Raw genomic sequence first — 847 nt, 5'->3', positions numbered from 1 at the left:
TGTCCCGTCCTAAAATACGTTGACGGTTTTAATTGAAGGCCAGTAGCTTTTGCTCCTAGCTTTTTTTGTGCACTTGGTTTGGTGTTTTCATTCCTAAACTCAAATGCGGCCTCATTTCATTGTATATTAATATTGATTCTTCGACGAGTTCACGTAGCTCTTTTAGATTTTGGCATTTATAGAGTAAGAACTCCTGCTTCAATATGCCGTTAATACGCTCCGCCAGTGCATTTTGATAGCAGTCATAGCCATCGGTCATTGATGGAATAATGCCATTTTCATTAAGCTTTACTTGATATACCTGCGAGCAATACTGCAACCCTCTATCTGAATGATGAATCGTACTACATTGATACTGACGATTATTGATTGTCATATCTAATGCCTTAACTACATCTGTCGCCTTCATTTCATCACTGAGTTCATAACCCATAATTTTGCGACTATACGCATCAGTTACTAGCGATAGATAGTGAACACCTTGCTCTGATTGAACATAGGTTATATCGCTTACAAAAACCTCTTCTGGTCGCGATGGTTGCACATCTTTTAGCAAGTTAGGATGCTTTTTCATCCAATGCTTACTAAACGTAGTTTTAATGTAACTACGCTTAGGTTTAACCAATAAACGTTCATTTTTCAAATAACTAAAAAAAGCGTCTCGACCTAAACTTATGCCTCGCTCTATGAATTTTGGTTTAAGTAAAAAATACAGCTTTCTTCCACCTAAGCGCGGCATAAAACGTCGTATTTCCAATACCATCGCTTTAACTGGTGCTAGTTCAATAGCACGCAGTTTAGCTCTGCTCTCTCGTTGATATATCGCTTGTCTCGTTATACCAAGCAG

General features: G+C 38.3%; 1 protein-coding gene. It reads right to left on the bottom strand.

Translation table 11 applies throughout. The features are described from left to right. Nucleotides 1-55 precede the first annotated feature (55 nt). A partial coding sequence (locus tag QL998_RS20675) for an IS3 family transposase (RefSeq protein ID WP_290193400.1) occupies nucleotides 56-847 on the bottom strand: 792 nt, incomplete at its 5' end.

It is taken from the genome of Pseudoalteromonas sp. APC 3691, from assembly GCF_030408135.1.
In the GTDB taxonomy this organism is placed as follows: domain Bacteria; phylum Pseudomonadota; class Gammaproteobacteria; order Enterobacterales; family Alteromonadaceae; genus Pseudoalteromonas.
Note: the sequence above shows the minus strand (reverse complement) of the source record. Positions and strands in the feature narration are given on the sequence as shown.